Source organism: Devosia sp. (assembly GCF_017744655.1).
Classification (GTDB): domain Bacteria; phylum Pseudomonadota; class Alphaproteobacteria; order Rhizobiales; family Devosiaceae; genus Devosia.
Genome location: NZ_JAGIAW010000001.1, coordinates 638,257 through 663,301, shown reverse-complemented (window position 1 = coordinate 663,301; position 25,045 = coordinate 638,257). Strand labels below are relative to the sequence as shown.

Annotated in this window: 25 protein-coding genes; 10 read left to right on the top strand and 15 right to left on the bottom strand. The window is 61.7% G+C overall.

What is annotated here, in order from left to right; all coding sequences use genetic code 11:
* Positions 1–41: 41 nt before the first annotated feature.
* Together alaS and recA are read right to left on the bottom strand one after the other, a co-directional pair.
* Positions 42–2,681, bottom strand: coding sequence for an alanine--tRNA ligase (gene alaS / locus J7557_RS03250; RefSeq protein ID WP_291417280.1), 2,640 nt, complete (start codon positions 2,679–2,681; stop codon positions 42–44).
* Positions 2,682–3,054: 373 nt separating this feature from the next.
* The gene (gene recA / locus J7557_RS03245; RefSeq protein ID WP_291417278.1) at positions 3,055–4,131 is read right to left on the bottom strand and encodes a recombinase RecA; all 1,077 of its coding nucleotides are present in this window, start codon (positions 4,129–4,131) and stop codon (positions 3,055–3,057) included.
* 277 nt (positions 4,132–4,408) lie between these two features.
* On the opposite strand from recA, the gene araD1 reads away from it, so the two are divergent.
* The 5 genes from araD1 to J7557_RS03220 all read left to right on the top strand — a co-directional run bounded on the left by araD1 (position 4,409) and on the right by J7557_RS03220 (position 8,052).
* Positions 4,409–5,401, top strand: coding sequence for an AraD1 family protein (gene araD1, locus J7557_RS03240; RefSeq protein WP_291417276.1), 993 nt, complete (start codon positions 4,409–4,411; stop codon positions 5,399–5,401).
* 74 nt (positions 5,402–5,475) lie between these two features.
* Positions 5,476–6,495 carry an aldo/keto reductase gene (locus J7557_RS03235; RefSeq protein ID WP_291417274.1) on the top strand — a complete coding sequence of 340 codons (1,020 nt, stop codon included), beginning with the start codon at positions 5,476–5,478 and terminating at the stop codon, positions 6,493–6,495.
* 57 nt (positions 6,496–6,552) lie between these two features.
* On the top strand, positions 6,553–6,906 hold the full coding sequence (locus J7557_RS03230; RefSeq protein WP_035083402.1) for a helix-turn-helix transcriptional regulator: 354 nt from the start codon (positions 6,553–6,555) through the stop codon (positions 6,904–6,906).
* Between the two features lie 10 nt (positions 6,907–6,916).
* Positions 6,917–7,405 (top strand): SRPBCC domain-containing protein, encoded by a 489-nt coding sequence (locus J7557_RS03225; protein ID WP_291417271.1) that lies wholly within the window; start codon positions 6,917–6,919, stop codon positions 7,403–7,405.
* Between the two features lie 2 nt (positions 7,406–7,407).
* Positions 7,408–8,052 (top strand): glutathione S-transferase family protein, encoded by a 645-nt coding sequence (locus tag J7557_RS03220; RefSeq protein ID WP_291417268.1) that lies wholly within the window; start codon positions 7,408–7,410, stop codon positions 8,050–8,052.
* A gap of 4 nt (positions 8,053–8,056) precedes the next feature.
* Here the strand turns inward: J7557_RS03220 and J7557_RS03215 are convergent, their stop codons facing one another.
* Together J7557_RS03215 and cckA are read right to left on the bottom strand one after the other, a co-directional pair.
* Complete coding sequence (locus J7557_RS03215) at positions 8,057–8,452, bottom strand: DUF2237 domain-containing protein (RefSeq protein WP_291417266.1); 396 nt, start codon at positions 8,450–8,452, stop codon at positions 8,057–8,059.
* Between the two features lie 250 nt (positions 8,453–8,702).
* Positions 8,703–11,273 (bottom strand): cell cycle histidine kinase CckA, encoded by a 2,571-nt coding sequence (gene cckA / locus J7557_RS03210; RefSeq protein WP_291417264.1) that lies wholly within the window; start codon positions 11,271–11,273, stop codon positions 8,703–8,705.
* Positions 11,274–11,470: 197 nt separating this feature from the next.
* On the opposite strand from cckA, the gene J7557_RS03205 reads away from it, so the two are divergent.
* Entirely contained in the window at positions 11,471–12,016 is a 546-nt protein-coding gene (locus J7557_RS03205; RefSeq protein ID WP_291417262.1) for an AAA family ATPase, read from the top strand.
* 59 nt (positions 12,017–12,075) lie between these two features.
* Complete coding sequence (locus J7557_RS03200; protein ID WP_291417261.1) at positions 12,076–12,810, top strand: CPBP family intramembrane glutamic endopeptidase; 735 nt, start codon at positions 12,076–12,078, stop codon at positions 12,808–12,810.
* Here the strand turns inward: J7557_RS03200 and J7557_RS03195 are convergent.
* The 7 genes from J7557_RS03195 to J7557_RS03165 all read right to left on the bottom strand — a co-directional run bounded on the left by J7557_RS03195 (position 12,807) and on the right by J7557_RS03165 (position 17,062).
* Positions 12,807–13,481, bottom strand: coding sequence for a permease (locus J7557_RS03195; RefSeq protein ID WP_291417259.1), 675 nt, complete (start codon positions 13,479–13,481; stop codon positions 12,807–12,809). The two genes, J7557_RS03200 and J7557_RS03195, sit on opposite strands and share 4 nt — an antisense overlap.
* 9 nt (positions 13,482–13,490) lie before the next feature.
* Positions 13,491–14,576 (bottom strand): flagellar biosynthesis protein FlhB, encoded by a 1,086-nt coding sequence (gene flhB / locus J7557_RS03190; RefSeq protein ID WP_291417257.1) that lies wholly within the window; start codon positions 14,574–14,576, stop codon positions 13,491–13,493.
* A 3-nt stretch (positions 14,577–14,579) separates the two neighbouring features.
* Complete coding sequence (fliR, locus tag J7557_RS03185; protein WP_291417255.1) at positions 14,580–15,350, bottom strand: flagellar biosynthetic protein FliR; 771 nt, start codon at positions 15,348–15,350, stop codon at positions 14,580–14,582.
* Positions 15,350–15,616, bottom strand: coding sequence for a flagellar biosynthesis protein FliQ (gene fliQ / locus J7557_RS03180; protein WP_035087516.1), 267 nt, complete (start codon positions 15,614–15,616; stop codon positions 15,350–15,352). The genes fliR and fliQ overlap by 1 nt, the downstream gene beginning before the upstream one ends.
* Before the next feature lie 97 nt (positions 15,617–15,713).
* A complete protein-coding gene (locus J7557_RS03175; RefSeq protein WP_291417253.1) occupies positions 15,714–16,208 on the bottom strand; it encodes a flagellar hook-basal body complex protein FliE in 495 nt (164 codons plus the stop codon).
* A gap of 20 nt (positions 16,209–16,228) precedes the next feature.
* Complete coding sequence (gene flgC, locus J7557_RS03170) at positions 16,229–16,639, bottom strand: flagellar basal body rod protein FlgC (protein WP_291417251.1); 411 nt, start codon at positions 16,637–16,639, stop codon at positions 16,229–16,231.
* Between the two features lie 15 nt (positions 16,640–16,654).
* The gene (locus J7557_RS03165) at positions 16,655–17,062 is read right to left on the bottom strand and encodes a flagellar basal-body rod protein FlgB (protein WP_291417250.1); all 408 of its coding nucleotides are present in this window, start codon (positions 17,060–17,062) and stop codon (positions 16,655–16,657) included.
* A 262-nt stretch (positions 17,063–17,324) separates the two neighbouring features.
* Between J7557_RS03165 and J7557_RS03160 the strand changes: the two genes are divergently transcribed.
* Both J7557_RS03160 and fliP read left to right on the top strand, forming a co-directional pair.
* Positions 17,325–17,978 (top strand): flagellar biosynthetic protein FliO, encoded by a 654-nt coding sequence (locus J7557_RS03160; protein WP_291417248.1) that lies wholly within the window; start codon positions 17,325–17,327, stop codon positions 17,976–17,978.
* Between the two features lie 73 nt (positions 17,979–18,051).
* On the top strand, positions 18,052–18,735 hold the full coding sequence (gene fliP / locus J7557_RS03155; RefSeq protein ID WP_291418277.1) for a flagellar type III secretion system pore protein FliP: 684 nt from the start codon (positions 18,052–18,054) through the stop codon (positions 18,733–18,735).
* Between the two features lie 118 nt (positions 18,736–18,853).
* Here the strand turns inward: fliP and J7557_RS03150 are convergent, their stop codons facing one another.
* Positions 18,854–19,741: a GyrI-like domain-containing protein gene (locus tag J7557_RS03150; protein WP_291417246.1), complete on the bottom strand. Its 888-nt coding sequence runs from the start codon at positions 19,739–19,741 to the stop codon at positions 18,854–18,856.
* Between the two features lie 89 nt (positions 19,742–19,830).
* A complete protein-coding gene (locus tag J7557_RS03145; RefSeq protein WP_291417244.1) occupies positions 19,831–20,349 on the bottom strand; it encodes a PadR family transcriptional regulator in 519 nt (172 codons plus the stop codon).
* Positions 20,350–20,436: 87 nt separating this feature from the next.
* Between J7557_RS03145 and J7557_RS03140 the strand changes: the two genes are divergently transcribed.
* On the top strand, positions 20,437–20,859 hold the full coding sequence (locus J7557_RS03140) for a DUF6194 family protein (protein WP_291417242.1): 423 nt from the start codon (positions 20,437–20,439) through the stop codon (positions 20,857–20,859).
* Between the two features lie 91 nt (positions 20,860–20,950).
* Here J7557_RS03140 and J7557_RS03135 read toward each other — a convergent pair whose 3' ends face one another.
* Both J7557_RS03135 and J7557_RS03130 read right to left on the bottom strand, forming a co-directional pair.
* Entirely contained in the window at positions 20,951–21,517 is a 567-nt protein-coding gene (locus tag J7557_RS03135; protein ID WP_291417240.1) for a putative immunity protein, read from the bottom strand.
* An 8-nt stretch (positions 21,518–21,525) separates the two neighbouring features.
* Entirely contained in the window at positions 21,526–24,873 is a 3,348-nt protein-coding gene (locus J7557_RS03130) for a hypothetical protein (RefSeq protein WP_291417238.1), read from the bottom strand.
* Positions 24,874–25,045: the final 172 nt, after the last annotated feature.

Below are 25,045 nucleotides of genomic sequence, written 5' to 3'. Positions count from 1 at the left end.
GGGGCCGCGGCTTGCACTATCCGAACATGGATTTTGGCCGACTAGATCAGCGCGCGGATCGCCGCGACAGCATCGTCGGCCTTGCTGGCATCCGGCCCGCCACCCTGGGCCATATCGGGACGGCCGCCGCCGCCCTGACCGCCAAGCGCGGCGGTCGCCGACTTGATCAGCGTGCCGGCGGCATATTTGCCGGTGAGATCGTCGGTGACGCCGATGGCCACGGTGCCCTTGCCGTCTTCGCCCTTCAGAACGATGACGACGACGCCCGAACCGATGCGCTTCTTTTCGGCATCGACGACGGTCTTGATGTCCTTGGCAGCGACACCTTCGACGACGCGGCCGACGAAAGTGACACCGTTGACGGTTTCGGTGGCATTGCCGCCTTCCCCGCTGCCGCCGAGGGCGAGCTTCTGTCGGGCGTCGCTGAGGGCCTTTTCGGCGCTCTTGAGCTGGTTCTGCAGCGCTTCGATACGGTCGAGCACTTCATGAGTGCCAGAGCGCAGGAGGCCCGCAGCCGAGGAAACGATGTTGACGTTGGTATTGCCGCGATGACGTGCGGCCTTACCTGTCAGGGCTTCGATGCGGCGGACGCCGGCAGCGGAGGCGGTTTCGGTGACGATGGAGACAAGGCCGATATCGCCAGTGCGACGCACATGGGTGCCGCCGCAGAGTTCGACGGACCAGCCGAGGCCATTGCCGGTGGGCAAGCCCATGGAAACGACGCGGACTTCATCGCCGTACTTTTCGCCGAACAGCGCGCGGGCGCCTGATTCCTTGGCTTCCTCGACACCCATCAGGCGGGTCTCGACGGAAGTGTTCTGCAGGATGATCTCGTTGGCGATGTCTTCGACTTCGGCGATTTCCTGCGGGGTCATCGGCTTGGTATGCACAAAGTCGAAGCGCAGGCGATCAGACGACACCATCGAGCCCTTCTGGGCGACGTGGTCGCCGAGCACGAGGCGCAGCGCTTCGTGCAACAGGTGGGTTGCCGAGTGGTTCGAGCGGATCGAGGAGCGGCGCTCGTGGTCGACGATGAGTTCGACAGCCTGACCAACCCTAAGCGTACCTTCTGTGACCTTCACCTTATGGCTGAAAACGCCATGGTGCTTGCCGGTGTCTAGAACATCGGCGGCAAAGCCTTCGCCCTTGATGTGGCCGGAGTCGCCGACCTGGCCGCCGCTTTCGCCATAGAACGGGGTCTGGTTGACGACGACGACGCCTTCCTGGCCGGCATGAATCGAGCCGACTTCAGCGCCATCGATAAGCAGAGCCTTGATCTCGCCTTCAGCGGTCTCGGTTTCGTAACCGAGGAATTCGGTCGGGCCGAGTTTATCAGCAAGGCCATACCACACCGTGTCGGTGGCAGCTTCACCCGAACCAGCCCAGTTCTTGCGGGCTTCGGCCTTCTGCTGGGCCATGGCGGCGTCGAAGCCGGCCTGGTCGACAGTGATGTTGCGGTTACGCAGGGCATCCTGCGTCAGATCGAGCGGGAAGCCGTAGGTGTCATAGAGCTTGAAAGCAGCGGCGCCATTGAGCACGTCGCCTTCGCCGAGGCCTGCGGTTTCAGCTTCGAGGATCTGGAGGCCACGGCCGAGCGTCTTGAGGAACCGACCTTCTTCGAGGCGAACGGTTTCGGCGATCATGGCTTCGCCACGGCTCAGTTCAGGATAGGCCTGGCCCATTTCCCGCACGAGGGTCGGCACCAGCTTGTAGATCGTCGGCTCGCTGGCACCGAGCAGGGTCGCGTGGCGCATGGCACGGCGCATGATGCGGCGGAGCACGTAGCCGCGGCCTTCGTTGGACGGCAGCACGCCTTCGGCGATGAGGAAGCTCATCGAACGCAGGTGATCGGCGATAACGCGGAGGCTGCGATTGCCGGGGCCGTTGATATCGGCATTAGTTGCGTTGGCGGCGGCCGAGATCAGCGCCTTGAAGAGGTCAATGTCATAGTTGTCGTGGACCCCCTGCATGACGGCAGCGACGCGTTCGAGACCCATGCCGGTATCGATGGACGGACGCGGTAAGCCGGTGCGCGAACCATCGGCATGCTGTTCGAACTGCATGAAGACGAGGTTCCAGATTTCGATCCACCGATCGCCATCTTCATCCGGCGAACCCGGAGGACCGCCCCAGACCTTGTCGCCGTGGTCATAGAAGATTTCCGAGCACGGACCGCAGGGACCTGTATCGCCCATCTGCCAGAAGTTGGACTTGGCACCGAGCCGCACAATGCGATCTTCGGAGAGGCCTGCAATTTTCTTCCAGAGTTCAAGCGCCTCATCGTCGTCCTGATAGACGGTGACCATCAGCTTTTCGCGCGGCAGGCCCCAATCCTTGGTCAGTAGGTTCCAGGCCAGCTCGATCGCTTGTGGCTTGAAATAGTCGCCGAACGAGAAATTGCCCAGCATTTCAAAGAAGGTGTGGTGGCGCGCGGTGAAGCCGACATTGTCAAGATCGTTGTGCTTGCCGCCGGCGCGGACGCACTTCTGGGCTGTCGTCGCGGTCGAATAGGGACGTTTTTCGACGCCGGTAAAGACGTTCTTGAACTGCACCATGCCGGCATTGGTGAACATCAGCGTCGGATCATTGCGCGGCACGAGCGGGCTCGACGCAACGGCTTCATGGCCATTGCGGGCAAAGTAATCGACAAAGCTCGAACGGAGATCGTTTACGCTGGTCATCAACTAGCTTTCATGCGGAACGGACACGGCGCGCGTCCAATAGAAACGTGGCTTTCTATCGTGGCAGCAGCGGAAATGTCCAGCTTTGCGGCAATATTGAGGTGGGAGAAAGTGGCGGGCATCCACCGTAGTCCCGAGGATTCCCTACAGCCCATCCAGAGCTTTCCCGAGCAACGCGCCGCCCCCTCTCCCCAACCATCGTCATTGCCGGGCTTGTCCTGGCAATCCATCTCGCCTCGCCATGGACCACCGAGACAAGCCCAGCGGTGACGACCCGGGGCAGATCTCGGCAGTTCCAGCCGCACACAGATCGTCAAAACAAAAGACCCCCGCTTTTGGCGAGGGTCGAAAACTGCATGGGATCGGGAGAGGCTTATTCGTCGCTGCCGGCACCGTCATCGTCGCCGCCGGCAACGAGGAGGACTTCGCCGAGGAGGCCGGAGCTTTCGCGTACCCCCTGTTCGATCGTGGCGGCGATCTCGGGATTGTCCTTGAGGAACTGGCGGGCGTTTTCGCGGCCTTGGCCGAGGCGCTGGCTATCCCAGGAGAACCAGGCGCCTGACTTGTCGACAATGCCGGATTTCACGCCGAGATCGAGCAATTCGCCGGTCTTGGAAATGCCTTCGCCATACATGATGTCGAATTCGACCTGGCGGAACGGCGGGGCCAGCTTGTTCTTGACCACTTTCACGCGGGTCTGGTTGCCCACGATCTCTTCGCGATCCTTGAGCGCTCCGATGCGGCGGATGTCGAGACGGACCGAGGCATAGAACTTCAGCGCATTGCCGCCCGTCGTCGTTTCCGGCGAGCCGTACATCACGCCGATCTTCATGCGGATCTGGTTGATGAAGATGACGAGGCACTTCGACTTGGAAATCGAGGAGGTCAGCTTGCGCATGGCCTGGCTCATCAAGCGAGCCTGAAGACCAGGCAGAGCATCGCCCATTTCGCCTTCGAGTTCGGCGCGCGGGGTGAGCGCAGCAACCGAGTCGACGACGAGAACGTCGATGGCGCCGGAGCGGACCAGCGTGTCGGTGATTTCGAGAGCCTGCTCGCCAGCATCCGGCTGGGAGATGAGAAGGTCGTCGACATTGACACCGAGCTTGCGGGCATAGACCGGATCAAGCGCGTGTTCGGCATCGACAAAGGCGCAGATGCCGCCCTTGCGCTGCGCTTCGGCGATAACGTGGAGAGCCAGCGTCGTCTTACCCGAGCTTTCCGGTCCAAAAATTTCGACGATACGGCCCTTGGGCAGACCGCCAATGCCGAGGGCGATGTCGAGGCCGAGCGAGCCGGTCGAGATCGATTCCACTTCGATCGCGGCGTTTTCGCCAAGGCGCATGATCGAGCCCTTGCCGAAATTTCGTTCGATCTGGCTCAGCGCCGCAGCAAGAGCCTTGTCCTTATCCATCGATCCACCCTCAACAACGCGAAGCGGCGAGCTAGCCATAATTTCTCTCCTTATTTCACGCTCTCGAGGGCCACGCAACGCGCCGGGTCGAGAGATCAATGTCCATTCATTGTGCTTATTTTGTTCTCATTTTGTCTTCGCCCTGTCAAGGGACAAAAAGAGAACATTCTATTTGACGACTTCGTTCTCTTATGCTGATTCTGACGCACAGGAAGACTGCGACTCCCAAAAGTATGATTTTTGACTGGACAGGGTGAGGCCGGTTGCGTTTTATGCCGCCAAGCCGCTGAGAAGGCCCCAGGAGGCAAGGAAAGTCATGCACCTCATCCAGTATTTCGACGCCAATGGCGCGCGCGCCGTGGCCGTGACGCAGAACGGGGAAACCCGCCAGGTGCAGGGCGCCAAGAGCGTATATGAGCTTGCGCAGGCAGCGCTTGCCGGCGGCGGGCTCGCGGCTGCAGTTGCGGCACGCGGCCTTGGTGGCGCTGTCGACAAAGCGGCGCTGCTGGCCGAGGGCCGACTGCTGTCTCCCATCGATCATCCCGATCCGACGCACTTGCATGTGACCGGTACCGGCCTGACGCATCTCGGTTCGGCCGCGACGCGCGACGCCATGCACAAGGCCAATGGCGAAAAGCCGGCGGGCGAACTGACCGACAGCATGAAAATGTTCCGCATGGGTCTTGAGAACGGCAAGCCGAAGAACGGCGAAAAGGGCGTGCAGCCCGAGTGGTTCTACAAGGGCAATGGCCATATCGTCGCCAATCCGGGCCAGGCTATCCCCTCCCCGTCATTCGCGCTTGACGCGGGCGAAGAGCCTGAAATCGCTGGCATTTACCTGATCGATGCCAATGGGCAGCCTCGCCGCCTGGGCTTTGCGCTGGCCAATGAGTTTTCCGATCACGTGACCGAGAGGATCAATTATTTGTACCTGGCGCATTCAAAGCTGCGCGCGTGCTCGTTCGGGCCGGAACTGCGCGTCGGTGATCTGCCCAACCACATTGAAGGCAAGTCGCGCATTCTTCGCGATGGCAAGGTGTTTTGGGAAAAGCCGTTCCTCTCGGGTGAGGACAATATGAGCCACACCATCGCCAACCTCGAATATCATCATTTTAAGTATGACCTCTTCTGCCAGCCGGGCGATGTGCATGTGCATTGCTTCGGTACGGCGACGCTGAGCTTTGCCGACGGCATTTCGACCAAAGAAGGCGACGCCTTCGAGATCGAAGAGGGCCAGTTCGGCCTGCCACTGCGCAATCCGATCCACATCGAGGCCGAAAAGCCGGTCGTGATCAGCGGCCTCTACTAAGGTCTCGGCGCGGGTGCCTTTACTCACGGCAACTAACATGTCAGTTAGTTTGCCGCGAATTGAGGAGCCCGCGCATGACTACCCACACTTTCGAAAAGCGTCGCATTGCCCAGACCGATCTTGAGGTCACGACGCTAGGATTGGGATGCGCGTCGCTGGCCGGGATTTTTACCGGGGTGCCAGCGGAACAGGCTCGCGCGACGGTGCGGCATGCGCTCGATGTCGGCATCAATTATGTCGATACGGCCCCGCAATATGGGCTTGGACGCTCTGAACACCTGGTGGGCGATGCGCTGCGCGAGGCGCCGGTGCGGCCTATCCTCTCGTCCAAGGTAGGACGCCTGCTCCGGCCGGTTGATCCGACGAGGCAGGACAAAGGTAACTGGATCGATCCCCTGCCCTTCGACCAGCAATATGACTACAGCTATGACGGCGTGATGCGCTCGTTCGAGGACAGCCGGCAGCGGCTGGGCCTCGAAAAGATCGATATTCTCTATGTGCACGATATCGGCGCCGGCACGCATGGCGTCGAGGGCAACAAGCCGCTTTGGGCACAGTTGGCCGGTGGCGGCTACAAGGCGCTGCGCGAGCTGCGGGATGGCGGCGTGGTGAAGGCCATCGGGCTCGGCGTCAACGAGTGGCAGGTGCTGATGGACGCCTTCGCGCTGGGCGACTGGGACGTGTTTTTGCTCGCCGGGCGCTATACGCTCTTGGAGCAGACCTCGCTGACGCCATTCATGACCACCTGCATCGAGCGCAAGGCCTCGGTTGTGGTTGGCGGGCCGTTCAATTCCGGCATTCTGGTCGGTGGCGACAAGTTCAACTATGCCAAGGCGCCGGATGAGATCGTCGCCAAGGTGCGCGCCATTGAGGCGGTGTGCCGGGAATTCGACGTGCCGCTGCCGGCGGCGGCGCTGCAGTTTCCGTTGACCCATCCGGCCGTGTGCAATGTGCTGCCCGGGCCGCGTTCGCCTGAGGAGCTGGACGGAATCCTCGCCTGGTGGGACGCAGAGATTCCGAATGAGTTGTGGGCGACGCTCGCGACCAAGGGCCTCTTGGCCGAAGGGACGCCCATTCCCGGCGGGACCGCTTGACGCGACAACAAGGCCTCCGGTATATATAACTGATTAGTTTTGTACTGGAGCTTTGGGATGGCCGATACTGCGCGGCTGGACGCGACCTTTCATGCCCTTTCGGACCCGACGCGCCGGGCTATCCTGGCGCGGCTGGCACGCGAGGGCGATGTGACGGTCATGGATCTGGCCGAGCCGTTTGCCATGAGCCAGCCGGCGATTTCCAAGCACTTGAAGGTGTTGGAGAAGGCCGGGCTCGTTTCGCGCGGGCGCGATGCGCAAAAGCGGCCGGTGCATCTTGAAGCGCAGCCGTTGGCCGAGGTGACCGGCTGGCTGATCGAATACCGGAAATATTGGCAGGCGCAGTTCGAGCGGCTCGACGATCTGCTGGAGGAGTTGCAGCAGCTCGAAAAGCTTGCCGGGAAAAACTAGGGAGAGACAAATGCAATTTGGCGATCCGCTTTCGGTGTCGTCTCCGAGCGACACGCAATTGGTGATCACACGCGCTTTCGTCGCGCCGCCGCATCTCGTCTATGCCTGCTATACGCAACCAAGCCTGATCCGGCGTTGGCTGACCGGCCCGGATGGCTGGACCATGCCGGTCTGCACCTATGACGCGCGCGAGGGCGGCGGCTATCGGTTTGAGTGGCACGGGCCGGACAATGGCTTTCTGGCGGTCGCTGGCGCGATCAAAAAGATAGACGCAATTCGCTATATCGATGCACAGGAGCGGTTCGAGGCCGGCGAGATGGGCCCGCCCTATCGCTCGGAACTGGAATTCCGGCTGCAGGACAAGGGCACGCTGGTGGTCAACAGTTTTACCTATGAGTCGATGGCGCATCGCGATTTCGTCGTGTCGACGGGCATGGCCGAAGGCATGGAATTCAGCTTCAAAAGTCTCGATCGGCTGCTCGCGGCGGAACAGGCCTGAACATGCTGACGGTCTGGGGGCGAAAAACGTCGTCCAATGTGCAGGCGCTGATGTGGTGCATTGGCGAACTAGGGTTGAACTACGAGCGGCACGATGTCGGGCATCGCTATGGTGGGAATGACACGCCGGAATTCCTGGCGATGAATCCCAATGGCACGGTGCCGGTGCTGCAGGATGGGATTAGGGCGCCGATCTGGGAGACTGGAGCGATCCTGCGTTATCTCGCGGCGCGCTATGGGGGCGAGGGGTTTTGGCCGAGCGACCCGGCGTCGCGGGCGCCGGTTGATCAGTGGGCCGAATGGGCCAAGATCAATGTGACGCTGTCGTTTACCGGACCGGTATTCTGGCGGGTGGTGCGGACGGCGCCGTCAAAGCGCGATCCCTCGGCGATCGAGGCGGCGCTGACGAAGCTCAATGGGGTCTTGGCGATTGCAGACGCGCAATTGGGGCGGCAGGCTTTTCTGGCGGGGGCGGCGTTTACGCTGGCCGATATCCAGTTTGGGCATGTGCTCTATCGGTATTTCGATATCGATATTGCGCGGCCGGCCTGGCCCAATATCGAGCGCTACTATCAGGCGCTGACGCAGCGGGCGGCGTTCCGTGAGCATGTCATGGTGTCGTACGAGGAATTGCGCGTCACGGATTGAACCATCAGTTCAAGTCCAGCGCGTAACCTTTTAGAATTCCTAGCGGAACCAGATCAAGAACCTTGCGGTTCGTGGCGTGGAGATAGACGCGCGGGGCCTTGCCGGCTTCGTGGGCTTGTAGCCAGCGGACGGCGACGAGGCACCAGCGGTTTCCGGGGACGAGGCCGGGGAAGGCGAATTCGGGGCGTGGCGTCGAGAGGTCATTGCCGACTGATTTCGAGAACTCAAGGAACTCGACCGTGGTTTCGATGCAGATGATGTGGACCGCAGCGTTTTCGGGGCCGGCGGCGCAATAGCCCGAGCGGAAGAAGCCAGTCAGCGGGTCCTCGGAACAGGGTTGCAGCAGCTCGCCGAGGACGTTGTATTCGTCAGAGCCTTCCAAACTGGGCTGAGTGGTCACGTGGGGCTCCTGGGGCGTCACGAAATCCGCGGTCGACCAGTACCATAGCATAGTAGGCCTCGTGGCGACGTGATTTGCGGAGCCTCGGACTACAAGAGGACGTAACGGCTGCCGGAATTACGGGGCCCATTCGTTGTCGTCACCACCGGGCTTGTCCCGGTGGTCCATGCGGAGGTGGGATGGATTGCCGGGACAAGCCCGGCAATGACGAAGGAGAGGAGAGAGGCGTACTGCGCAAAGCCTCCCTGCCCTAGCCGTCGAGCTTGTCCTGGCGCTGGAGTACTTCCTTGACCTTGGAATTGATCTGGTCGAGCGAATAGGGCTTTGGCAGGAAGTCGACGCTCTGGTCGTCTTCGATGTCGCGGCGCACACTCTCTTCGGCATAGCCGGAGACGAAGATGATTTTGAGATTCGTCATCTTGTCGCGAATAGCCCTAAGCATGGTCGGGCCGTCCATTTCGGGCATGACCACGTCGGAAATGATGAGATCAACTTCGTAGTCGAGGTCCTCAAGCACTTCCAGGGCCTCTTCGCCGCCATCGGCTTCAAACACTTCGTAGCCAGTGGTGCGGAGGGCTCTGGCGGAGAATGCGCGCACGCTTTCTTCGTCCTCGACGAGCAGGATGCGTTCGTGGCCGGTAAGGTCCTTTGCTGGGGCGGAGGCGGCAGCGGTCTTGGCGGCGACTTCCTCGGCAGTAGGAACGTAGCGCGGCAGGAAGATCTTGAAGGTGGTGCCGACGCCGACGGTCGAGACCGGATAGATGAAGCCTTCGGTCTGTTTGACGATGCCGTAGACCGTGGAGAGGCCGAGGCCAGTGCCCTTGCCCAGTTCCTTGGTAGTAAAGAAGGGCTCGAAAATCTTGGCCATGATCTCGGGCGACATGCCGGTGCCAGTGTCCTGGACGTCGATCAGCACATAGTCGGCCGGGACCATGCCTTCGAACTTCAGTTCGCGGGTTTCGTCCTCGGTCACATTGCTGGTGCGGACGGTGATCGAACCGCCGTCCGGCATAGCGTCGCGGGCATTGACGACGAGGTTGATGACAACCTGTTCGAGTTGCACCACGTCGGCGCGGATGGGCCAGATGTTGCGGCCGTGTTCGACGGAGAGTTGGTTCTTTTCGCCGATCATGCGCTTGAGGAGCACGGTGAGGTCATCGACGATGAGCGGCAGCTCAAGGACCTGCGGGCGCAGGGTCTGGCGGCGCGAGAAGGCCAGGAGCTGGCGGGTGAGGCCCGCGGCGCGGTTGGCGTTCTGCTTGATCTGCATGAGCTCGGAGAAGGACGGATCACCAGGCTTGTGCTTGAGCAGCAAGAGATCGGAGAAGCCGATGATGGCGGTGAGCAGATTGTTGAAATCATGCGCCACGCCGCCGGCGAGCTGGCCGACGGCCTGCATCTTCTGGCTCTGGGCGAACTGGGCTTCGAGTTTTCGCTGGTCGGTCATGTCGAGGGCATAGACATTGACCTGCTCGGGCGAGCCGGCGCTGACTTCGGAGGCGGATATATAGAGACGAACGGCGCTGTCGCCTTCGACGCTGAGCTGAGCGTCGACCGGTTCGACCTCGGTGCGCTGGGCCGTGGCGTCGGACAGCGCTTTGGCGAGCTTGTCGCGGCTGCCTTCGCCGATAAGATCGTGCAGCGGCTGCAGTTCCAGACTCTTTTCCTCGCCGGACCAGCGGAAGATGCGGCCGAAGGGGGCATTGGTGCGCACAATGCGGCCTTCGCCATCGAGCGTGGCGATGGCGAATGGCGTGTCGTTGAAGAAGCGCGAGAAACGCACTTCGGCGGCGCGAAGCTCTTCTTCGTTTTCGGGCGCGCTTGAACGATCGAGGACCAGGGTGCGGGTTTCGCCCAATTCGCCATCGGCGAGGCGGGCGGCGCGGTGCAGGAGGCGCACCGGCAGAGCCGTGCCATTGCGGCGCACGAGGTCGATATCGATGATCTCGGTGGTAATTTCGCCATCGCGGCGGCCACGCATGAGCAGGGTCGCGCCATCGCCACGGACGACGTCGCCGAGGCTCAATTGGCCGGCATTGAATTCGGCGAGGTCATAGCCCAGCCAATCGGCCAGGGTCGAATTGAGATATTGAATGCGGCCCTGGGCATCGGCGGAGAAGAAGCCGGCCGGGGAATGGTCGAGATAATCGATGGCGCGCTGCAGGTCGAGGAAGGCGGTCTCGTTGCTTTCGCGGTCGCGGGTGATGTCCTCGACGGTCCAGCCGACGACAGGCTTGCTGGTTTCATCGGTCTGCGGCAGCGGCCGCACGGAGACACGGTACCAGAACGCGCGGTTGGTTTCGGTCTGCGAGCCGCCGAGGCCGCCGACGATGCGGATATCCTCGATGGCATTGCGGCCATCCTTGGCGGCGCGAGTCAGGCGATACATGGCCTCGCCCGCATCGGCCTGGCCAGAAAAGAGGCGGGGGACGCTGACGGGCACGCCATTATTGAGTGCGCCGGCAAACGTGCCATAATGGGCATTGGCATAGGCGATCTTGCCATCGCGATCGGCAACGACGATGCCGCGGCCGACCGTATCGACCAGGGCCCGTGTGATAGTCCGGCGTTCTTCGGACGCGGCGAAGCGGAAGAGCCCGGCGGCGAGGCCGAAGAGGAAAAACACTCCGGCGACGGCCAAGAGGCCGACAAAAACCATCACCACTTCCTGCGGCAGACGATCGCCGAAGAGAGCAAAAGCGGCGGCGGCACCGATGATGACGAGGCCAAGCGCAGCCACGCGCCAGAGGCCCGCGCCACCCCGAGGCGAGGCAACCAGCGGATCGGGATAATTGTCCTCGCCGAGCGGGGTCGTTGCCATGGGTCGAAAAACTCCAGCGCTGAGACCAATCCTCATTCAGGCGAATGCTGGCCGGTCCCCAACCTGCCCCGATTCGGGACACTCCCTCTGGTCTATCAAATGGGTCGCCGCCATGGGAGTGCGAAGGCGGTTTTTCACACGGCGAGACCAGCCCAAAGGCGACTTGCACCCCACAATTTTACTCAAGGAGATCGAAAATGGACCGCTTCATCATCATTTCAGGCTGTTCGGGCGGGGGAAAATCAACGCTGCTTGAAGAGCTGGCGCGCCGGGGCTTTTCCGTGATCGAGGAACCGGGGCGGCGCATCGTCGCCGCAGAACTGGCCGGGGACGGCAAGGCGCTACCCGGGGTCGATGCAGAGTCATTCCTGCGGAGGGCGATTGCGCTGTCGCTGGAGGACCTGGAGCGAGCGAGCGCGCTGCCCGGCCCGGTTTTCTTCGACCGGGGGCTCCTCGATGCCGCTTCGGGGCTGGGCGAGATGACCGGAGAGCCAGTATTGCAGAGCTTTGCGGACGCGTGGCGGTTCAACCACACGGTATTTTTGACGCCGCCCTGGCCCGAAATTTATCGGCAGGACGCTGAGCGGCAGCATGGGCTCGAAGCCGCGATGGAAGAGTATGAACGGCTGCTGCGGGACTATCCGGCGCTGGGCTATGAGGTGGTGGAACTGCCCAAGATCCCGGTCGGCGAGCGGGCGAATTTTGTTCTGGACCGATTGGAGCGAGACGGCCTTACCTCTTGATCCGCTTGCCAATATTCCGGCACCACGCTTAGATGCGGCAGGGCTTTGGGGCACGCGTGATGACGATCAAGATCGACCTTCCCTATTATGCCGGCGAGCCGGTGGCGATCGGCGGCCGGGGCTGGCTGCTGGTGATCGCCTCCGTGATTGTCGCGTTCTTCCAGCTCATTCTGGCACCCTTCGAGACGGTGCCACTCGTCTTCATTCCCGCCGTGGTCTTTACCGGGCTGCCGCTGCTGACCATCATGGCCGTGACCGGTTGGCGCCCACCGGCGATCTTCCGGCCGCTGGGGCTAAAACAGTTCGGTATTGGCATCGGCTTTGGCGTGTTGACGGTGCTCGTGTCTGGTATTTTCGGCATTGCCATCAGCCAGCTTTTCGGTGCCTCGCCCAATGCCGCGGTGGAGGGCCTGGCGACCTATGGCGCGGTGGATCTGCTGCTGTTTCTGGCGCGCACGTTCATCCAGCTGATCGGCGAGGAGGCCGTGTCCATCTTGCCGTTGCTGGCGGTGCTGTGGCTCTGCGTGACCAAATTCGGGCTATCGCGGCGCCTTGGGCTGATCATTGCCGTGGTGGTGTCGACACTATGGTTCTCGGCCATGCACCTGCCGACCTACAACTGGAATTTTATCCAGTGCATCGGCATCATCGGCACGGCGCGGATTGTCTTGACCATCGCCTATCTGGTCACCCGCAATCTCTGGGTGTCGTCTATCGCCCACATCTTCAATGACTGGGTTCTCTTCCTGACCAGCTTTACGCTCGGTCACTTGCCGGTTGGCGTTGAAGCCTAGTCCGCCAGCGACACCGAACCGCTGGCAAGGCCGATCAACAGGGCCGACAGCAGGAATAGCGGCACGGCGACGACCAGCGTCGCGAGCACGAAAAACGCCGAGATAGCTGGCCGCAGCTTAGCGCTGCGGGCAAGCCAGAGCGTTTCGACGCTGATGTACCAGACAAGGCCGGCGCCGCCGATGAGCCACCCCAGAAGGACCTGGTTGGCGGTGACGCATTGCAGGCCGAGGCTCGCCAGTACCACGAAGGGCACGGTGGCGTAGCACTGGCTGTAGAAGACCGGCTTGAACGTGGTTCGCGTCAATCGCGCCCGGTTCAGTTTTAGCTGCAAGAGACCGAACAGCAGCGGGAACAGGCTGAAGATGACTGCGCGGAAGATCAACAGGTTCCAGTCGTCGGCGAGCAGTCCGGAAAGCACATGCTCCTGCTCCGGTTGCACCGCCTGGCTCAGGCTGTGCAGGACCACCAGCGAGATCAGCAGCAGGATGGGCGGGCTGAGGCCATCGTCGAACTGCCGGTCCTCCTCCTCCAGCAATTGCCGTTCGGCATAGGAGAGCATGTGGAGCGGCCGGCGAACGATGCGCCACAGGGTCAGCGGATAGAAGAGAAACCAGCTGATCAGCTCGTAGAGCAATTCCTCAAGCGACTTGAGGAGCTTCATGAAATCCATGGAACCGCCCTACCCCCGCGCCTTCCAGCTCTGGCCATGCTTGAGGCGCATGACGAAGCCGATGATTTCGGCGACGGCCTTGTAGTGATCGGCGGGAATGTCGTCGTCGACATCGACCGAGGCAAAGAGCGCGCGGGCCAAAGGCGGATTCTCGATGATCGGGACGTCGTTTTCTTTGGCCACGGTGCGGATGCGCAGGGCCACGGCATCGGCGCCCTTGGCGACGCATTTGGGCGCGCCCATGCCCTTGTCGTATTTGAGGGCGACTGCGTAGTGGGTCGGGTTGGTGACGACCACGGTGGCGTCGGGCACGGCCTGCATCATGCGCTTGCGGGCGCGCTCCTGGCGCAACTGGCGGATGCGGCCCTTGACGTGCGGGTCGCCTTCCATCTGCTTGTATTCTTCGCGCGTTTCCTGGACCGTCATCATCTGCCGCTTCCACCATTTCTGGCGGGTGTAAAAATAGTCGGCGGCGGCGATGAAGGTGACCACGATGAGCACGGCGGTCAGGATCTTTACGCCAAGCTCCTGGAAATCCATCAGGATGATGATGGGGTCAGCCGTCATCATGGTGTCGAGGCGATCTCGCTCGGGCCAGACCACCATGACGACGACGATGCCGACCACGGCGATCTTCAAGAGGCCCTTGCCGAAATTGACCAAAGCGTCGGTTGAAAACAGGCGCTTTGCCCCGGCGAGCGGAGATATTTTCGAGAATTTCGGAGTGATGGGCTCGGCCGAGAACAGTGGCCGATGCTGCACGAGATTGGCGAGGATGCCGCAAACATAGAGTACGGCCAGCGGCGCCAGCACGGCGCCGATCATCGAGAAAGCCAGACCATTAAAAAAGGCCGAAAACCCCGAGCCTTCGACGTTGAAGCGATCGGCATTCATCATGATGATCTGCAAGGGATTGCTGATCTGGGTCGACACCCATGGCGCCATGGAGGCAAAGACGATGGTCGTGCCGATCAGCATGAACCAGGTGGTGACCTCCTGGCTCTTGGCGACGTCGCCTTTCTTATGGGCTTCCTCAAGCTTCTTTTGGGAAGGGTCTTCTGTTTTGCTGTCCTGCTCCGGGGCTTCGTCGGCCATCGACTACCCCCGCCACATAGCCAGATGATTTTCGAAGGCGGAGAGATACCACCCCATCATCATCATGAGCAAAAGAGCAAACAGAACCAGCCCGGCCAGGATATTGGCGGGCATCAGGATGAAATAGACCTGCAATTGAGGCATCAGGCGCGACAGGATGCCGGCGCCGAGGTTGAAGACGAGGCCGAAGACGATGAAGGGTGCGGACATCTGCACGCCCACCGAAAAGGCGCCTGCGACTGTTTTAAGAGCCAGCTGCATGGCGTCTTCCGACATGATCGGCATGGTCGGCGAAAACACGTCATAACTGTCATAGATCGCCGCAAGCGCCATGTGATGCAAATCGGTGGCGAAGATCAGCGTGATGCCGAGGAAGGACAGGAAGCTCGTAAAAACCGCGCTCTGCATGCCCTGCTGGGTCGGGTCGGCCGCCATGGCGCCGGAAAGGCCAGCCTGAAAAGCGACGATGGCACCGGCGATCTGCGTCGCCATGGTGGTGATGCGCACAATGCCGCCGATGATGAGGCCAACGGCCAGCTCGTGAAAAAGCAGCGCCACCATGCCTGGAATATCCTGCGGCATGGGGGGCATGATGCTGGAGAGCAAAGGATAGAGCACAAAGGTAAAGGTGAGCCCGAAGGCAAGACGCAACCGCATCGGGATCGTGTCTTCGCCGAGCGCAGGCATCAGCATCAGCATGGCGCCGATGCGGGCGAAGAGGATGAGATAGGTGAACGCTGCCGCAGGCCCCCAGTCGAGGTTGAGCGTAAACATCAGCCGCCGACGATGATCATATCGACAACCCGCGTCATATAGGCCGACATAGTGGCGCCGAGAAACGGCAGCGTCAGCAACATGGTGACGAAGATGGCGATGATCTTGGGAACGAAGACCAGGGTTTGTTCCTGGATTTGCGTCAGGGCCTGAAAGAGGGCAATGACGACGCCGACGACAAGGCCGACCAGCATCATCGGTAGGGACACGATGATCAGCGTCCAGATACCCTGATTGGCAATGTCGAGGACTTCAGCGCCGGTCACGACTCAATTTCCCATGCGGTCACCCGCAAATGGTAACTGATTCCTGAACGCCTGAGGTGGCAAATCCTGCCGCCCCCACTCACACTTCGGTGGAAGACTAGATCGGCATGCTCATGATCGATTCATAGGACTGGATCACGCGGTCGCGGATCGTCACGATGCTTTCGATGGCAAATTCGGTCTGGGACATGGCGGTGACCATGTCGACCACGTTCGCCTTGCCATTGACCATGTCGATGGCCATCTGGTCCGACTGGCGGCCCTGATCGACGACGCCCTGGACCGACTGGGCCAGCATAGCGGCGAAGTCATTGCCGCCATTACCCGGATTGGTGCCTAACTGTGCACCGGGCTGAGAAGCCTGGGTCAGCATGCGGGTCGCGGCATCGCTCAGGGTGGCGATGGCCGTCGGATCGGCGGCGCGACCGCTTTCGGTCACGGACTGGACCGACTGGGCCAGCATCTGCGCGAAGTTGGGGCCACCGGCAACGCCGGCGATTGCGGCTTCCGCTTCGGGACGGCTGATCTGCGACGCGAGGCGGCTGGCATTGCCATAGGCCGCTGCTGCGATATTGAAGGGTGTTGACGCCATGATGATTGCCCCCAGAACCGTCAGCCGCGGAGAATGTCGAGCGTTTGCCCGAGCATCTGGCGGGTTACGGAAACCACGTTGAGATTGGCCTCATAGCTGCGCTGGGCCTCGCGCATGTCCATCGTCTCGATCAGTGTGTTGACGTTGGGGTATTGAACGTAACCGTTCGCATCGGCGGCCGGGTGGCCGGGCTCGTAGCGGTTGTTGAAGTCGCTCTGGTCATAGGCCAGCTTGCCCATGGTGACGACGCGGCCGCCAAGCTCGTTGTTCATCACCGTTTCAAAGGTGGGAACGCGGCGGCGATAGGGTTCGCCGCCCGGCGTGGTCGCCGTGGAGTCGGCGTTGGCGATATTTTCGGCGATGACGCGCATGCGGGCCGACTGTGCGTGCAGGCCCGTGGCGGCGATGCCGATAGAAGTATTGAAATCCATGGATCAGGCCCTTTCTTAAGCGGTCTTGCCGAGTGCGGTCTTCAGTATCTTGACCGATTTCTGGTAGAGGGAGGTCGCGGCCTGATAGTCCATCATATTGGTCGTGACCTTCATCATCTCGTCTTCGAGGGTGATGCCGTTTCCCTTCGGCGTGATCTCGAAATTGACCATCTTGTCGTCGGTGAAGCTTGTGCCGCCGCCGATAGAGGTCGAAAAGTGCCTAGGCTGAGTCGCAACAGTGCTGACGACCGGCGCCTGCACGACGCTGAAACGGTCCTCGAAATTGTACTGCTTCAGATCGCGCCCCTTGAAGCCAGGATTGTCCGCGTTGGCGACGTTCTCGGCCAGAAGACCCTGACGGGCCTGATGCCAGCGCATCTTGTCCGTCAGCGCCGAAAACACCGGCATGTCCATCAACCCCATCGCGACTACTCCTGAGTCCAAGTCAGATGGGCAAAACCTGCCTAATCAGGGTTAAAGAAGCGTTAATAGTGACCGCACACTGTCCTAAAATGCCTCGCATTCTGCATGATTGCCTGATTTGACTGGGCAGAAAATGCCCGACAGAGTCGGGGAGGCCACTCTAAGGCGCGTCGCGATCTTCGATTCGCTCTCCACGCCTTAGTCTTTTGTTGTTACGCATGCCTCGCCCCGAAACCGGGGGCATGCTTAGGAGTTGGAATCAGTGCAGTTCATCACCAGCCTCTTCGGCGGAAGCGGCAATACCTACCTGACCGCACTCTTCGCCCTCGGCGCCGTCATCGTCCTGATCCTTCTGGGCGTGTGGCTGCTCAAACTGCTGTTTCGCGTATCGAGCAATGGCGTGCGCGGCCGCAACAAGCGTCTCGCCATTGTGGACAGCCTCGTGGTTGACCAGAAGCGGCAATTGCTGATCGTGCGGCGCGACAATGTCGAACACCTTATTTTGACCGGCGGCGCCCAGGATCTGGTGGTGGAAGCCGGCATCGTGCCGCCCGAACCGCCGGCAGCCCAGACCACGCGCCGCCCCGTGCCAATGATCGGCCGCAAGGCCAATAATGACGCACCGGCGGCCCAGCCAAAGGCCGCTGCGGCTGTTGTGACCACCGTCGCCGGCCCCGGCGCCGCCATTGATCGGGCCCGCGAGGCCAACAAGGCGCGCGAACAGGCGCCGGGCCGCTCGCTGCGCCACACGGGCCTACTGCGCCCCGTTTCCACGCAGGACACATTGCCAGCCGGGTATAAGCCGGACATTTCGCCCGCGACCGCGACCGACTCAGCTACAGAGGACGCAGGACGAGCGGTTAACGAAAGCGTAACGCGTGATCACGAAGCGCAGGGCGAGAGCAACCGAAACTAGTGCTGCGCGGGCGCGCCTCAAGAAGCGCGCCCTGATCGGCCTGGCCATCGCGGCCGGCCTGACGCTTGTCGGCATGGGTATTGCCCAGGCGCAGGAACTGTCCATTGGCTTCGGCGACGACACGGCTCTGGCCGAGCGCGCCATCCAGCTCATCGGCCTTCTTACGATCCTGTCGCTAGCGCCATCCATCCTCGTGATGGTGACGAGTTTTACGCGCATCGTCGTCGTGCTTTCGCTGCTGCGCACGGCCATTGGCCTGCAAACCGCACCGCCGAATTCGGTGATGATCTCGCTGGCGCTGTTCCTCACCTTCTTCATCATGCAGCCGACGCTGGAGCAAAGCTACAATAACGGCATCGCGCCGCTGCTGGCCGGCGAAATCGAGATTTCCGAGGCTTTTGAGCCGACCGTAGCGCCGCTCCATGCCTTCATGCGCGCCAATGTGCGCGAACAGGATCTGTCACTGTTCTACGACCTGACCGAGGCGGAAATCCCGGCCGAGCCGGAAGCCATTCCGCTGCAGCTGCTGATTCCGGCCTTCCTGATCTCGGAACTGCGCCGCGCCTTCGAAATCGGATTTTTGCTGTTTTTGCCGTTTGTCATCATCGACATGGTCGTCGCTTCGGTGCTGATGAGCATGGGTATGATGATGCTGCCGCCGGTGGTCATCTCCCTGCCCTTCAAGCTGATCTTCTTCGTGCTCGTGGACGGCTGGTATCTGGTCGTTGGCTCGCTGGTGCGAAGTTTTACGAGTTAGCGACGGCCAGATGGCTTTGCCAGGTCAGTGAACCAACGGACACCAAACGCGGTGTGTTGATCGCAAGTTGGAGAAAGAACAGGCGGCTTGCCTTGGGCAAAGCCGCCTGTGAGATCAGCTATTTGAGCGGCAGGTAGAGTTCCACGATGACTTCATGGGCCTGCAGGTTCTGCATCGGCACGAATTGCCTTCGCGCATAGAGGGGGAAGTCGCGCGCCTCTTCGCCGCTTTGCGGGAGCCAGTCGCGGTAGAGGTAGAGGGCGGCCGGTTCAAGGTTGTTGGTATTGCCGGGATAACGCAGCACGGCACAGCGCCCCGCGGGGATGAGGCCGGCGGTCATCGGCGCATCGTCGGCGCCAATGGGGCGATCCGTTTCGACGCAAAGGTCCATGCTGTAGTCTTCCGGTATTGCCGGCTCGCGTTCGGAGCGGAACACCATGTAGCTCGATCGCCCGGTTTCGGGTGTGAGGCCGGCCGCCTTGCACCACGCCCTGAAGCGCTCAAGTGTTTCGCCCAAGCGGGCGCGGTCGCCGCGATGCTCGATAAGGGCTACCGGGGTCTCCGGCACATCGCGGATGGTAACGTCGTTCTCTTCGAAGATGATCTGCATGACTTTGTCTCTCGCATTGTCCAAAGGCCCGAAGGCCGAGAGCCACGAAGACCAGTCCGGTGACTTCCGAAACTCGGACGGCGCCTGCGCGAGCCGTTGCCGAAAGGCGCGGGCGAAGGCATCAGGGGCGTCATAGCCGGCATCCATCGCTATATCCGTGATGCTTTGGGCATCGTCCCAGGCAAGCGCACGGGACGCTCGCTTCAAGCGGGCGAGCTGGACATAGCGGTGCACGGACAAGCCAAAAGTTGCCGAGAACTGCCGGTGGAAGTGAAATTTGGAAAAGGCGGCGACCTCACTCAGCGTCGCCAGATCGAGCTCATCGTCGAGATGAGCATCGACATGGGCAAGAACGCGCTGCATGCGGGCCTGATAGTTTTGCTGTGCTGGGGTCATCGCATTTCCTTCGTGGCACGCGATCTATGCGCCATGCCATCCAGCTTCTCTCGACCGATCTTGCTCTTTGGCGAGGCGCAAGCGGGAGGCTAGTTCCGGGCGAGAATTTTCTCGAGGCTGCCTGCCGTGGCGGCCAGATTGGCGCTCCACAGGCCGAGCAGATCCTGTGTACGGGGCGCACCCTTTTCGTTTGACGTCGTCGCCGCAATCTTCTGCAATCGAAGCGCGTTCTCTTCCAGGAGGGCTTTGGTCTCGGCGAGCAATTCACGCCCCTCGTCCGGCAGAGCGTCGAGAAAGGCAAGGCCGGAACTCAGCTCGATCAGGTCGAAGCTCGAAAGGGCCTCGCGCAATAGGGCAAAGAACGAGGCGCGGCCGGCATCGGTGATCGCGAACCGCGTCTTTCCCGGACCACGATCGCCGGTTTCCGGCTCACCAGCCATAATCAGCCCCTCTTTCGCCATCTGCTGAAGCGCGTGGTAGACGGAGCCGGAGCGCAAATTGGTCCATGTCTGCACCTGCCAGTCGTCAAGCAATTGACCAATGGCGTAGCCATGGGCTGGCCCGGTCTCGCGTAGTGCTCCCAACACCAGTAGCCTGACAACGTTCATGCCGTTTCGCCCTCACTATTGCGTACTAGCCAAATTTGGTTACTTAGCCTAGCTTCAACTAGCCAAATTTGGTCAATGGAGTTTAGCATGGGTGTTTCGCTTGTCGATATCCGATCGTTTCTCACCGCGCTGCCGGATGTGAGCGTGCATGACAGCACGGACGATCTGTTCTTTTTCCGGGGAGACGAGCAAAAATTCCCCTTCGCAACCGTCGTCACCCATGATGATGCATATGACGCTTTGTCGAATTTAGACCGGCCGGGGGTCTTTCGGCTCAACTTAGCCACGGACAAGGAGACCTTTGCCGCCCTGTTTCCGGATTTGCAAACCAGAGCGGCGCTGGACGAGGCAAATATCGACTATCAGGCGCTCGATGTTCTCTTTCCGCATCCCGTTTACGGCAGGATGCGGTGGGTGAGCGTCATCAATCCAGAAAGCGTCTGGGACCAGTGCCAGGAGCTACTGAACAAGGCGCACCAGATTCGGGAACTCCGACCTAATAGCTGGTAGAGGTGGCGGCAGATCGGACCTTCGACCGCGGCGCCTCATGATGAGGTCGGTGGTGATGGCAGATGAACGCGGTCCGCGACGCCTGAGATGCTTAGCCGCCGAAAGCCTGCCGCAGGCGAGAGTCGAGGTCGTGAAAAAGCTGGCCTAGCCGCGTGGCGCCGCGGGGCTGAAGTGGGAACTGCCTGAGGAGCGTAAAGACATCCACTGGCGCGCTACTGGCCGTGGTTTGCAGGATGTTTTCTGCAATGCCGGCTTTCGTATCGGACGAGGCTTCGCAGGCAAGAGCCGCGTACACGGCGGGGCCAAGCAGATGTCTGGCCTGGTTGATGCCCTGTTTCCCAATGGTCAGGTCGGTATGCGTATAGGCGACTGCCGCGGCCAGCATTGCCGAGCGCGCCGCGTATTTTGCCGATGGCGCATCGCTCTCGCTGGCGGCGGCATGGGCGGCCCATGCCAGCGTCCGCAAGCCCTTGTCCCGCTTGCCGCCGAGGCCGAACTGGCGCGCGCCGTCGATGGCGTCACGCGCTCTGTTGTCCGCAGGTGCGATGGCCTCGAATACCGGTAGCGCCAGATCGGCGCAGTCGGCGGCCCAGAGCGCGGCGCGGCGAAGCAGCGGTTCGGCGTGGGCCGAATTGCCCAGGCCGGGGCGCTCGATCACGGCGTGTCCTACTCGCTGAGCGACGCCACCGACCCGCCGTCCTCTTCACTCGCCGATATCGGTGTAAGCGCGCCCTGGCTTTCGTAGACGTCGCGATAGGCGGCGAGGAAGGTTTCGAGGCCGTCGACGGCGGCGATCTGCTGGGCGACCTGGCGGAACTGGGTGCTGGTGACTTCGATCGGGCCGGTGACATAGTCGAACATCGGCCATTCCGGCGAATTGACCATGGCATCGGAATATTTGGAGCGCAGGCGCGCAAGGCCGGCAGCGTCGTTGGAAAGGGCATAGCCGACACCGGCCTGCAGGATGCCCATGCGGGCGGCCTTGGTGAGCGGCACGCCGGCTGGCGTTGCGCCATAAAGCTGTTCGATGAACTGGCCAGCCTGGGCGTAGCGCTTGGCCTGCCAATGGGCGTCGATACGCATGAGTTCGACGTCCTGGCCGCTGAGATCACGCACGAGATCGAGCGCGAGCTGGTCGCGGCCGCCATCGAGCAGAGCGCGGGCTTCGAGAATCCGGCGCTGGCGGGCGAGCGTGCCGGAGAGGTCAGGAAGGCGCGTGTCATTGAGCACGCGCATGGCTTCGGCCGGCTTGTGTTCGGCGAGGTAGATGACGGCGAGATCGGAGGCGACTTCGGTGCGGGCAACGCCGCGCAGGCGGTTGTCGAGCTGGTATTGCAGGAGTTCGGCGGCCTGCGGCAGCAGGTCGACGCGCACGAGGCGCCGCGCCAGATTGCGGATCATTTCGTCGCCACGGGCGCCGGGCGGGGTGAGCTGGCGGAAGTCGTAATAGATGCCGAGTGCCGCGATTGGATCGATGGAATCGGCGAGACCATTGAGGAAGAGATCGTTGAACATGCGCTGGGCGTGATCGCTCAGGGCCTGCACGTCGCGACTTTCCGGGTCGCTGGCGACGGCGGCCATGACCGATTCAAAACCCTGGCGATATTCGCCGGTGCGGAAATAGAGGTCGGCCAGCATGCCCTGCATATCGGCGCCGAGGGCATCGCCGCGCCAGAGCAGCGCTTCGGCGGCAAGGGTTTGCGCACCGCGCACCACGTCGAGGCGCTTCTGCTTGTCGAGAATGCCGAGGGTGCGATAAACCGCTTCGGCGCGGGCCGGCCGGATTTCGGTGGCGATGGCCTGACCGTACATGTCGATGGCAGCATCAAGACGCCCCTGCTCCTCGGCGATACGGCCGGAGAGCAGGCTGAACTCGCCGACCTGATCGGGGTTGAGCGCGGCGAAGACGACGTCGCCGATCATCTCCTGGGCCTGATCGGCATAGTGCTCCTCAACGGCCGCGCGCGTGGCGGCCAGGAGGAATTTTTCGCGCGCCCAGGATGGGTAGCTGTCGATGATGGAATAGGCTTGGGTGGCGTCGGCACGAGCGCCGGCATAGTCGCCATTCTGCGAGCGGGCGATGGCGCGCCAGAACATCGCGTCGATGTCCTGGTCCATGTTCGAGCCATTGAGTCGCATCAGCGCGTCTTTGGGGCGGCCGGCCATGATATTGGCGACGGCCTCACTCATCTGGACCTTGTTGAGCACTTCCTCATTGCGCTGGGTTTCCCCGATTACCCGAAGAATGCCGAGCGCTTCGTGGGAAAGACCGTTGGCGATGAAGAAATTGGCGAGGTCGAGCCGGGCCGTATCACGGGCGCGGCCATCGCTGGCGGCGGCGGTTGCTTCCAGCTCGTCGCGCTGCTTGGCAAAGAGCGCGAAATCGGGCTGCTGCAAGGGATCGAAATCGATGAAGCTGGCGCGCTGGCTGGGGGCCGAGGACGGCAGGTCCTGGCGGAGCGTGTCGGTGGACGACACTTCCAGCCCCTCGTCCGCCGTGATGACGGCAAGGGCGTTTTCGAGCGCGACTTCGAGATTGTCGGCCTTGGGACGGATGACGAGGCCATGAACGCTCTGGAGCGCGGAGAAATCCACATAGTCGAGCGAGCGGGTAATGCCGCGGGCCGGTGGATAGGCGGTGATGACGCTGAGATGATCGCCGACCAGCGGATCCTGGAAATCATGAACGCGGCCGGGGCGGACCATATTGGCGGTCATCTCGAAATCGCCGCGCATATCGCGGCGGCGGGTCAGTTCCATGGGCTCGGTCGGCGCCATCATGACATCGCCGAGCGAAAGAACCCAGGCCTGGCCTTCCGAACCGATGGTGGCGAGCCGATCCTGCGAGAGATCGATGCGAACCACCTGCGCATCGTCGATAGTGGTGACGACGAATTCGCTCGAGATGTCAGAGAGCTTTTCGAGCTCTTCGGGAAGCTGGATGGCGCTGTGCGTGTCAAAGACCAGCCAGACCGAGTCGCCGCGCCGGAAGATGGCCGAGGGCGTTTCCTGAACGAAGGGGAAGACGACGCGGACGGTGCTGCCCAGCGTCGTGACGAACGGGGTGATCTTTTCGGGATCGGTGGCGGTCAGGTCGCTGCCTGCGACCACGACACCCGGCTGCTGGCCCTCGGCGGCAGGGGCGCTGGCGGGCAGTTCGGAGGCCAATGCGGCGGCGGAGAATTCTGGCAGCCCCTCGCCCGCTATGTCGATATCGAGCACATATTGGTTGGGCCCGGTCGAATAGAACCGCGGAGTGACGCCGCGGCCGAACTTCATTTCGACGGCACTGCCATCGAGAGTGACCGAATTTTTGGCCGAGACGATTTCGGAGGGCAGATCGGTCAGCAATTCGCGCAGGTCGATATTGACCGGCCATTCGAAATCGATGCGGCCTTGCTCGCCGGAGAAGTCAAAAGTGCCGCCGGTGGGAATGGTCCAATCGAACTGCAGGCGCATGAAGGTCGGATTGCGGCCGATGCGGAGGCTGGCGATCGGGTTCTGCTCGGCCACGACCTGCGCCTTGCGCTTCTGGTCGTCGCGCAGGGCGATGCGCTGGGCCTTCTCGGCCATTTCGTCGAGCACGTCCTGCGGCAGCGGCGGTGGCGAGCCCTGCCAATCGGGCGGCAGGAGGTCGATGAAGAGTTTTGTACCCGCTTCGGTGCGGTTGAAATTGAGCGTGGTACGCAGGCCGATGCGGAGGCCCGTGCCGGCCGGATCGAGCCGCGCCACGGATAGATATTCGGGCATGATCGAGGCGACGTCAGGCAGGACGAGTGAAATCGGCTCCTGGAATTCGAGCGAGAGAACGCCATTGCTCATGCGCATGGCATAGGCAGGCATAGTGTCGCGATCCGGGAAGCTGACGACGAGGCGGCCGTAGCCTTCTTCCTGGGTGGCGAAGAACTGCGCCTGCTCCTGGGCCATAGCGAGCGAAACAGACATCAGGCTGACCGACAGTAAGGCCGCAGCAAGAATATTGCGTGGCCGCAGCCAACCCGGTTTGCTGGTCATTTTCACGACTTCCACCTGCCCGACGCAGTGCTGGGAACCCCGCGCATGCGGAAAACACCAACGACAAAAAGACTAGGCACAAACCTAATCGGGCATGCTTAACGTCCGATTACGCGGAGGGGGTGGAAGAGCCTCCGCAGCGACGAAAATTTGGCCTCAGGCAAGGAAAAAG